The sequence below is a fragment of the Neisseria sp. HMSC70E02 genome, assembly GCF_001838645.1.
Taxonomy (GTDB): domain Bacteria; phylum Pseudomonadota; class Gammaproteobacteria; order Burkholderiales; family Neisseriaceae; genus Neisseria; species Neisseria macacae.
Genome location: NZ_KV838103.1, coordinates 37942 through 47319 on the forward strand (window position 1 = coordinate 37942; position 9378 = coordinate 47319).

Below are 9378 nucleotides of genomic sequence, written 5' to 3' on the forward strand. Positions count from 1 at the left end.
AAGGTCGTCTGAAAACCGTTTTCAGACGACCTTTTATCCGTTTCAAAACATACTCAAGAAGGCTGCTGCCGGTTTTTCGCCTGAGCGTCAAACTCCGCCAGCGTCATGTTCAAAGTCTGCAAACACGGCGTCATCACCGCATCGACAGCTTGGTTCACATGATCCCTTTCCACAGGCGACGGGCGGTAAACAAAGAGCTTGAAGAGTTCGTCCAGTTCGATGGAGTCTGCGCCGGTTTTCAAAACCCAGCCCTGTCTGCCGGAATAGATATAGCCGTACCGCGCCAACTTTTCCAAGAGCTCGCCCAACTCGTCGTAACCCATATTGATATGTCGTCTGAACTCCTGAACAGGCAAGGCTTTGCCCTCTTTTTGCGCCGCATCCAAAAGCAGCAGGATTTTCAACACATCGTCAAACCGCCCGCGCGAATCGAAGCCCCTGCGGAACGCCTCACCCTGCCAATAAGACAGCGACGAAGTCAGCACCGCGCCGCCCAACACCAGCGTCCACAACAAATTCAGCCACAACAGGAAAAACGGCACGGCGGCAAATGCGCCGTAAATCGAGCGGTAGCCGTCGAAATTGCCCATATACCAAGCAAACAGGAAACGCGCCGTCTCCAAGCAAAACGCCGTGACCAAAGCCCCTATGAACGCATGTCGCGCAGGCACAAAGCGGTTGGGTACGAAACGATACAGGCCCCATAACAAAAGCGTTGCAAAAAACAGCGTCCCCGCCGTCCGCAACACCCCCATCCATTGGGACGAAGCCAGCGCAGATTCCTGCACCGACCCGACCATAAAAGAAATCCCCACGCCCAAAGACAGCGGCCCAAACGTCAGCAACGCCCAATACACCAAAAACTGCATCATCCAAGGCCGCTGCGAATTGACCCGCCAAATCCGGTTAAACGCATTATCAATCGTCCGAATCAGCATCAGCGACGTCACCACCAGCATCACACTGCCAATCGCCGTCAACTTCCCCGCCTGATTGCGAAACGCATTGATATAATCAAACACCATGTCCGCACCCTGCGGCACAATAGTCTGATTGACGAACGAAACAAAAGAATCCGACCAACGGTCGAACACAGGAAAAATCGAAGCGACCGCCACCATCACCGTCAATACCGGCACCAAAGCCAGAAGCGTCGTAAACGTCATACTCGCCGCAGCCTGCGGCACACGCTCCTCATCGAAACGCCGGACCACAAACCACGCAAAAGCAAACGCCTTACTGTCCGACAAACCTTGCCACCATTTCAAAAACGGCATAATCTTTCCCGAAAAAATAACGAATTGAAAATAAAAAACAGAAAACGCCCGCAGCACACACCACGTCGTCTGAAAACACAGCCTCAGCGAAATTAACACCCATTTCCCACCAACCCCATTGTAACGGAATACCCAAATGAACCCAAATCCCCTCAAAATCCTCGTCCTCTACTACTCCCAAAACGGCAGCACCCTCAACCTCGCCCGCCAAATCGCACGCGGCATCGAAAGCGTCGCAGGCTGCGAAGCCGTATTGCGCACCGTCCCCAAAGTCTCCACTGTCTGCGAAGCCGTCGAAAAAGACATCCCCGACAGCGGCGCCCCCTACGCCACCGCCGAAGACCTCAAAACCTGCGCCGCCCTCGCCCTAGGCAGCCCCACCCGCTTCGGCAACATGGCGGCCGCCATGAAATACTTCATCGACGGCACCGTCCCCCTATGGCTCGGCGCAAAACTCGCCGGCAAACCCGCCACCGTCTTCACCAGCACCTCCTCCCAACACGGCGGACAAGAAACCACCCTCCTCACCATGATGCTCCCCCTCCTGCACCACGGCATGATCATCAGCGGCATCCCCTACACCGAAGCCGCCCTCAGCAGCACCCAAAGCGGCGGCACCCCCTACGGCGCATCCCACGTCGCCGGACACGACAGCAAACCCGTCCTGACCGCCGAAGAAAATGACATTGCCTTCGCACAAGGCAAACGGCTGGCAGAACTCGCCGTCAAGTTGGCTTAAGGCGGATAGCTTGGAAATCCAATCTGCCAAAAGCTAAAAAGGTCGTCTGAAAACCTGATTTCCAAGTTTTCAGACGACCTTTTACCAACATCTGCCCGTCAAGCCGAAAAAGCCTTATATGCCATCGAAGCAATAATCAGCAAAACCGTTACGACCAAAACCTTACGGATGATTTCCCCGTCTGAATTGATAGCATGGAGGCTGCCGAAATGGTTGCCCAACAAATTCGCCAAAATCATCGGGATTCCGATTAGGAACGCCATTTTCCCCGCTATCAAGAAAGCAACGAATGCCCCGATATTGGAAGCAAAATTGAAAATTTTGGAAGTAGCCGAAGCCTGCAACAACGACAATTTGTTGATGACAAACAAAGCGATGATGAAAATGCTGCCCGTGCCCGGTCCGAAAAAACCGTCATAAAAACCGACAATCAGACAAGTTAAAAAGACAGCGACGGCAGATTTTTTTATCTCGCCGCGTTCATCGTCTTTTTTCAGCAAAACGCCTTTGAACAAAGTTGCCAGCAAGCCTATGGGTAAAAACGCAAGAATGATGTAATTGATGGTTTCCACAGGCAGAATCAGAATGACTTTCGCACCGACGAACGCCCCGATTAAAGCCGCAACAATGCCGACCGGCACAATGCGCCATACAATCGAACTGCTTTTCATAAAGTTTTTAATCGCAGCCACCGTACCGATGGTACTCACCAATTTTTCCTGTGCCAACGCGACCTGCGGCGGCAAGCCGACCATCAAAAACGCGGGAATCAAAATCAGCCCGGCTCCGCCCGCAATAGCATCGACATAGCCCGCAATCAAAGACGCGGCAACCAGCAGGAAAAGACCGAGATAAAAATAATCGGCAATGATACTGCCGGGAATAAATAATTGCTCCATAGATTGTTTCCTCTTGATTAAATTTAATTTTTTGTATGCAGCAGCACGCAGGACCGTTTAAAACTTCAAATAAAGTATCAGTACATTAATTACCACCATAAAAATTGTCAACACTATTTATTTTTGTAAAAATAAACCGAAAATCAGTTAACCGCTTCAATTAGTTTCTTCTGCTAAAAGGTCGTCTGAAAACCTTAATCGATTCCAAAATAAAAACCCGCTTCAAAAAGCGGGTTTCTTGTATCCGGTCAGGGCAGACCGTCTGTCCGTATTGTCCGAAACTTCGTTACTGTTTTTCTATTTTCCTGCGGGCAATTTCCGCTTTTTTACGGCTTGCCGCCAGTTGTTCGCGCATTTCGTTCAAGATTTGCTTGGAAGATTTCGGTTTTTCCCAGTTATCCGGTTCTGTATTTTGTCGTTGCGCCAATTGCTTTTGATGCTCTTGATAAAGCGCATTCGATTCTTCGGAGACTTTGCGGGCAATGTTCGGCAGCTCTTTTTCAACCAAAGCCTCGGCGCGTTGTTGGGCAAGATGGCGTTCTTTGCGGCTTTGGGCGCAATATTGTTTGCTGTCTTGCTCAGGGGAATAGCCATAATGAGGCAGCGGTTTCCCTTCTTTTTTCATCGCCATGCTGTAATTGACGCATTGCAAGGCTTGCGGATCGGCAGCCATGTACAAAGAGTATAAATGCCCGGCATAGTCTTTGATGTCCTCATTGCCGCCGCATACATTCGCCGTAGCCTCAATCAGCGCCGTATCTTGCAGCATTTGCCGGCAATGTTCGACCTGCTCCGTATTCAAACTGACGGCGGGCTCTTGCGCGGCGGCTGAAAAAGATAAAATCAAAGCAAGTAAGCCTAAAGCAGATTGTTTCATGGTTTTTCCTTTTAAACCGGAATGATATTTTCAAATAAAGCATGAATGTCGGAACGCATTATAGTGGATTAAATTTAAATCAGGACAAGGCGCCGAAGCCGCAGACAGTACAGATAGTACGGCACCGATTCACTTGGTGCTTCAGCACCTTAGAGAATCGTTTTCTTTGAGCTAAGGCGAGGTAACGCCGTACTGGTTTAAATTTAATCCACTATACATTCATGCCCGAAGTTTTCAGACGACCCCGTCCGTCCCTATCTGCCATCCTTCTGACGGATAAAGGCATCGGCTTTGGCGCGGCGTTCGGTTTCTTCGGCAACGGTTTTACGCAGCAATTCATCAACGGGAACACCGCGGCGCGGGGCTTCTTCTTCCGCATACTGTTTTATCTTACTGTCCATATACGCCTCTACCTGACGGCGCAAACGGTCGCGTTCTTCGCGGCTTTCCGCGCAAAGGCGCTTCAAATCCTTATCGTCGAGATGGTGAAAGCTTTGTTTTTTGAATTCCTCCTCCAGTTTCGGATATTGTCGGCACTGATCGACTTTCGGATGGTTAAACAACAAAACCATAGACAAAAGGTTGAAATATTCGGCGGTCTCTTTATTGTCCCGATAACAAAGCGAACCGTTCGCCAAAGTATTAGTGTCTTTAAACAATTGCCCGCACTCGGCGGCAAGCTTTTTATCTGCCGCAGGATCGGATGGCGCACCGGTTTGATTTTGCGCGGCGGCAGAAGCGGTCAAACCGGCGAGCAGCAAAGAAAATACAAAGGCTTTTTTCATATGGGTACTTTCAAAAAACAGATGGGGAAATCATGAATAGTTTATATACAGGGGTCGTCTGAAAACTTTCAGACGACCTTTTGTCCGTCAATATTGCGGTATCGAACAGCCTTCAGATGCGACAATTTTGCATTGTGCAACACCCGCAGCCTGACATTTTCTTAATGCTGACGGTTCTGCACGACCTGGGGAAGGTTCCTGTCCATAAAAGGTTTTTACTTTTCCACCGGATTTTCCTTGGGCAACGGCAATACAGCCGTTTCTTACCCAAATACCTACTACACACGGCGCATTACGCCCGCCCTGTTCGCAAGTTTTAATCGCTTCTTTTTCTGCGGCAGCACGCGAATTTTGATTAAGTGCGCCACCTGCGATACCTGTTTTAGAATTGAACGCCCATGCGCCGTATTTGGACGGGACATTGATATTGACGACTTTAGAACCGTTTTGCACGGAACCGCCGTTAGAAGATTGGGGCGGAGCCATATTGTATTGAACCATTTCCCCGTTATTCCCCTGAAAGCGGCAAATACCGCTGACGGGGTCAAATTGCCCGGGGCAGCCGTTGGCATGGACATTAAAACTTGCCAGTCCCAAAAAGATAAAAAGCAGTTTTTTCATCAGTCTTATTCCTTTGTTTGGTCGTAATCTCTTTTCTTAAAGTAAGAATCTGATACCGAGGTCGTCTGAAAACTTTCAGACGACCTTTTGCCTGTCAATATCTAGGCAACGAGCAGGCTTCAGAAACGACAATTTTGCATTGCGGAACACCCGCAGCCTGACATTTCCTCAAAGCTTCCGCTTCAGCACGACCCGGTTTTGTCGTACCAGAGAAAATCCTCGACTGTTTACCTTCTTTACCTTGGGCAGCAGCGATACAACCGTTTCTGACCCAAGCGATTACTTTACAAGGGGCATTACTGCCACCTCGTTCACAAGTTTTGATAGCTTCTTTTTCAGCGGCAGCACGGGAATCCATATCAAGTGCGCCGCCTGAAATACCCGTTTTGAGATTGACTGCTAAAGCCAAATATTTTGAGGGAACATTGATGTTGACGATTTCCGTAGGCTGCTGCCGAGACTGGCGGGTAGATGCACAGTTGGGATTGTAGCCGTATGCACACAATGCCGAATTATTCTGCAATGCGCCTTTGGTTGCATCATAGGTTGGGTCGGCGGCATAAGTATTAAAACTCGCCAGCCCCAAAAAGATAAAAAGCAGTTTTTTCATCAGTCTTATTCCTTGGTTTGAAGATACAAAAAAAGCTGTCCGAACATCTTGCATGGTTTCAGACAGCTTTTTTCAGCGTTTTAGCCCACTTTATCCCCGGGCTGCGCGCCTTCATCGACATCGAGAAGTTTCAGTTTGCCCTCGGCGGTGGCGGCACTCAAAATCATGCCTTCGGATACGCCGAATTTTGCCATTTTGCGCGGGGCGAAGTTGGCGACGGCGATGACCATGCGGCCGTTCAATTCGGCGGGGTTGGGATAAGACGCGGCGATGCCGGAGAAGATGATGCGTTTTTCAAAACCGAAATCGAGGTCGAATTTTAAGAGCTTGGTGCTGCCTTCGACGGCTTCGCAGTTCAATACTTTGGCGACGCGCATGTCGATTTTCATGAAATCGTCGAAACTTGCCTGTTCGGCGACTTTTTCGTATTTGCTCTCTTCGGCGGCAGGCGCGGGGGTCGTCTGAATGCTTTGTTTGTTGGCTTCGATTAAATCGTCCACTTGTTTTTGATCCACTCGTTGCATTAAATGTTCGTATTTGTTGATGGCGTGTTCGCCTAGGGTTTCGCGCGTGTTCGCCCAGGTAATCGCGTCCAGATTGAGGAAACGCGCGGCGTTGGCGGCGGTTTGCGGCAACACGGGAGCGAGGTAGGCGGTCAGCATGGTGAAGGCGTTGATGAGTTCGCTGCATACTTCGTGCAGGCGTTCGTCTTGACCTTCTTGTTTGGCGAGCTCCCACGGCTTGTTGGCATCGACGTATTCGTTCACGGCATCTGCCAATGCCATGATGTCGCGCAGGGCGCGGGCATATTCGCGGTTTTCGTATTGCTCGGCTATGTTGTCGCTTTCGGCGGCAAGTTTTGCCAGCAATGCGCTGCCTGAAACGTCTTTCAGACGACCTTCAAAGCGTTTGGCGATGAAACCTGACGCACGGGCGGCGATGTTGACGTATTTGCCGACGAGGTCGCTGTTTACGCGGCTGATAAAGTCTTGCAGGTTCAAATCGATGTCTTCGATTTTGCTGTTGAGCTTGGCGGCGATGTAGTAGCGCATCCACTCGGGGTTCAGGCCTTGTTCCAGATAAGATTTGGCGGTGATGAAGGTGCCGCGCGATTTGGACATTTTTTGTCCGTCCACGGTCAGGAAGCCGTGTGCGTACACGCCGGTCGGGGCGCGGTGGCCGGAGAAATGCAGCATGGCAGGCCAGAACAGGGCGTGGAAATAGAGGATGTCTTTGCCGATGAAGTGGTACATCTCGGTTTGGCTGTCGGCTTTGAAGTATTCGTCGAAATCGATGCCGATGCGGTCGCACAGGTTTTTAAACGACGCCATGTAGCCGACGGGCGCGTCCAGCCAGACGTAGAAGTATTTGCCCGGCGCGTCGGGGATTTCGAAACCGAAATACGGCGCGTCGCGGGAAATGTCCCAGTCGGACAGGGTGGTTTCTTCGCCTTCGCCCAGCCATTCTTTCATTTTGTTGAGGGCTTCGGCTTGCAGATGGGGCTTGCCGTCGTGCGGATTGTTGCCGGAAGTCCATGCTTTCAAGAAGTCGGCGCATTCGCCCAGTTTGAAGAAGAAGTGTTCGGATTCGCGCAATTCGGGTTTGGCACCGGAAACGGCGGAATACGGGTTAATCAGTTCGGTCGGGGAATAGGTCGTGCCGCAGACTTCGCAGTTGTCGCCGTATTGGTCTTGGGCGTGGCATTTGGGGCATTCGCCTTTGACAAAGCGGTCGGGCAGGAACATTTGTTTTTCGGGGTCGAAAAGCTGCTCGATGACGCGGCTTTCGATTTTGCCGTTGGCTTTCAGCGCGCGGTAAATGTCTTGGGAAAACTGTTTGTTTTCAGGGGAGTGGGTGCTGTAATAATTGTCGTAGCCGATGAAAAAGCCGGTGAAGTCGGCGAGGTGCTCTTCGCGCACTTTGGCAATCATGTCTTCGGGCGCGATGCCTTGTTTTTGCGCGGCAAGCATCACGGGCGTGCCGTGGGTGTCGTCGGCGCAGCAGTAGTGGCACTCGTGGCCGCGCAGTTTTTGAAAGCGCACCCAAACGTCGGTTTGGATGTGTTCGACCATGTGGCCGAGGTGGATGCTGCCGTTGGCATAGGGCAGCGCGGAGGTAACGAGGATTTTGCGTGTCATGGTTTATGCTTGGGAAAACAATGGATAAAGATGGGGAATTATACCGTAAATCGTGCGGGCGAGACGGGGGAAAGGTCGTCTGAAAAGGGGATTCCGTGAAGCGGGAACAGGATGGGCAAAACGGGTTATAGTGGCTTAACTTTAAACCAGTACTGCGTTGCCTCGCCTTGTCCTGATTTAGTTAATCCACTATATCTATGGCAAAAGGTCGTCTGAAACACAAAAATCGGTTTTCAGACGACCTTTTCGATAATCGGGACATACAGGCCGGACGGTAAGCCGGGTTCTGTCTCGGACAGTCATTCCTCTAGGCACACCATTACTGATGCGCTCCAGCAACCTACCCGAACGCTCGGCGAGCAGCGTCAATGCGTTCTGTTTGGTCTTGCTCCGGATGGGGTTTAGCCTGCTGCGCCTTGTTACCAAGTGCACGGTGCGCTCTTACCGCACCTTTTCACCCTTACCCGTGCCGCCCGAAGGCGGCCGTCGGCGGTATTGCTTTCTGTTCCACTTTCCGTCGCGTTTCCGCGCCCGGCCGTTAGCCGGCATCCTGCTCTGCGGAGCCCGGACTTTCCTCCCCGTATGCCTTACACGATACGCGGCGACTGTCTGTCCGACCTGTATGAAACGCGGATTATAACACAAGCAAATCACAACCGTTTGACCACCAAAAAAACCGCCTATCTAAAATTTACCCATTTCGCAACATAAAAATTCAAATAAAATAAACTATTTATAAACAAAAAGTACCGTTCGTCAAATAAATGAATGACATGTTATAAAAAAGCCCATAAAATGAATATCACATAACTATTTTAAATATAAAAGTACATTACGATGAAAAACTATCCACATATCCTGTCTTACCTTGCCCTATCCTTACTTGCCGCCTGCGGAGGCGGTGGAGGAAGCGGTTCACCGTCAACCGCCTCAAGCGATACCAACCAACCCAAAATAGAATGCAACGCCGAATGCCAAGCGGGACGTGAGGCAGAACGAAAAGCGGCTGAGGAAGCTGAAAAAGCTAAGGCAGAAGCGGAACGCAAAGCCACTGAAGAGGCTCAGAAAGCTAAAGTAGAAGCTGAGCGTAAATCGGCTGAAGAAGCTGAAAAAGCTAAAGCGGAAGCCGAACGCAAGGCTGCTGAAGAAGCTGAAAAAGCTAGAGTAGAAACAGAACGTAAAGCCGCTGAAGAAGCTGAAAAAGCCAAAGCTGAAGCTGAGCGTAAAGCGGCTGAGGAAGCTGAAAAAGCCAAAGCTGAAGCCAAACGTAAGGCTGCTGAAGAAGCCGAGAAAGCTAAGGCGGAAGCTGAACGTAAAGCCGCTGAGGAAGCTGAAAAAGCTAAGGCAGAAGCGGAACGCAAAGCCGCTGAAGAGGCTGAGAAAGCCAAAGCTGAAGCCGAACGTAAGGCTGCTGAAGAAGCTGAAAAAGCTA

General features: G+C 50.6%; 8 protein-coding genes, 1 other RNA gene and 2 pseudogenes. 3 read left to right on the plus strand and 8 right to left on the minus strand.

Translation table 11 applies throughout. From position 1 onward, the window contains the following. Positions 1-53 precede the first annotated feature (53 nt). Entirely contained in the window at positions 54-1277 is a 1224-nt protein-coding gene (locus tag HMPREF3277_RS08630) for a YihY family inner membrane protein (protein WP_070870874.1), read from the minus strand. Between the two features lie 136 nt (positions 1278-1413). Between HMPREF3277_RS08630 and wrbA the strand changes: the two genes are divergently transcribed. After that, on the plus strand, positions 1414-2016 hold the full coding sequence (gene wrbA, locus HMPREF3277_RS08635) for an NAD(P)H:quinone oxidoreductase (RefSeq protein ID WP_070870824.1): 603 nt from the start codon (positions 1414-1416) through the stop codon (positions 2014-2016). 98 nt (positions 2017-2114) lie between these two features. Here wrbA and HMPREF3277_RS08640 read toward each other — a convergent pair whose 3' ends face one another. Together HMPREF3277_RS08640 and HMPREF3277_RS08645 are read right to left on the minus strand one after the other, a co-directional pair. Further along, positions 2115-2915 (minus strand): sulfite exporter TauE/SafE family protein, encoded by an 801-nt coding sequence (locus tag HMPREF3277_RS08640; protein WP_003755764.1) that lies wholly within the window; start codon positions 2913-2915, stop codon positions 2115-2117. A 286-nt stretch (positions 2916-3201) separates the two neighbouring features. Further along, a complete protein-coding gene (locus HMPREF3277_RS08645) occupies positions 3202-3792 on the minus strand; it encodes a hypothetical protein (protein WP_070870826.1) in 591 nt (196 codons plus the stop codon). A 53-nt stretch (positions 3793-3845) separates the two neighbouring features. Between HMPREF3277_RS08645 and HMPREF3277_RS15365 the strand changes: the two are divergent. Then, positions 3846-4033, plus strand: a pseudogene (locus tag HMPREF3277_RS15365) (hypothetical protein); the annotation flags it as partial. 13 nt (positions 4034-4046) lie between these two features. Here HMPREF3277_RS15365 and HMPREF3277_RS08650 read toward each other — a convergent pair. The 5 genes from HMPREF3277_RS08650 to rnpB all read right to left on the minus strand — a co-directional run bounded on the left by HMPREF3277_RS08650 (position 4047) and on the right by rnpB (position 8567). Beyond that, entirely contained in the window at positions 4047-4577 is a 531-nt protein-coding gene (locus HMPREF3277_RS08650; RefSeq protein WP_070870828.1) for a hypothetical protein, read from the minus strand. Between the two features lie 87 nt (positions 4578-4664). Beyond that, positions 4665-5198: a DUF4189 domain-containing protein gene (locus HMPREF3277_RS08655; protein ID WP_070870830.1), complete on the minus strand. Its 534-nt coding sequence runs from the start codon at positions 5196-5198 to the stop codon at positions 4665-4667. A gap of 94 nt (positions 5199-5292) precedes the next feature. Continuing rightward, a complete protein-coding gene (locus HMPREF3277_RS08660) occupies positions 5293-5808 on the minus strand; it encodes a DUF4189 domain-containing protein (RefSeq protein ID WP_070870832.1) in 516 nt (171 codons plus the stop codon). Positions 5809-5888: 80 nt separating this feature from the next. Continuing rightward, positions 5889-7946: a methionine--tRNA ligase gene (metG, locus tag HMPREF3277_RS08665; RefSeq protein ID WP_070870833.1), complete on the minus strand. Its 2058-nt coding sequence runs from the start codon at positions 7944-7946 to the stop codon at positions 5889-5891. 259 nt (positions 7947-8205) lie between these two features. After that, positions 8206-8567, minus strand: an RNA gene (rnpB, locus tag HMPREF3277_RS08670) — RNase P RNA component class A. 216 nt (positions 8568-8783) lie between these two features. On the opposite strand from rnpB, the pseudogene HMPREF3277_RS08675 reads away from it, so the two are divergent. Continuing rightward, positions 8784-9378: pseudogene (locus HMPREF3277_RS08675) on the plus strand (hypothetical protein); the annotation flags it as partial.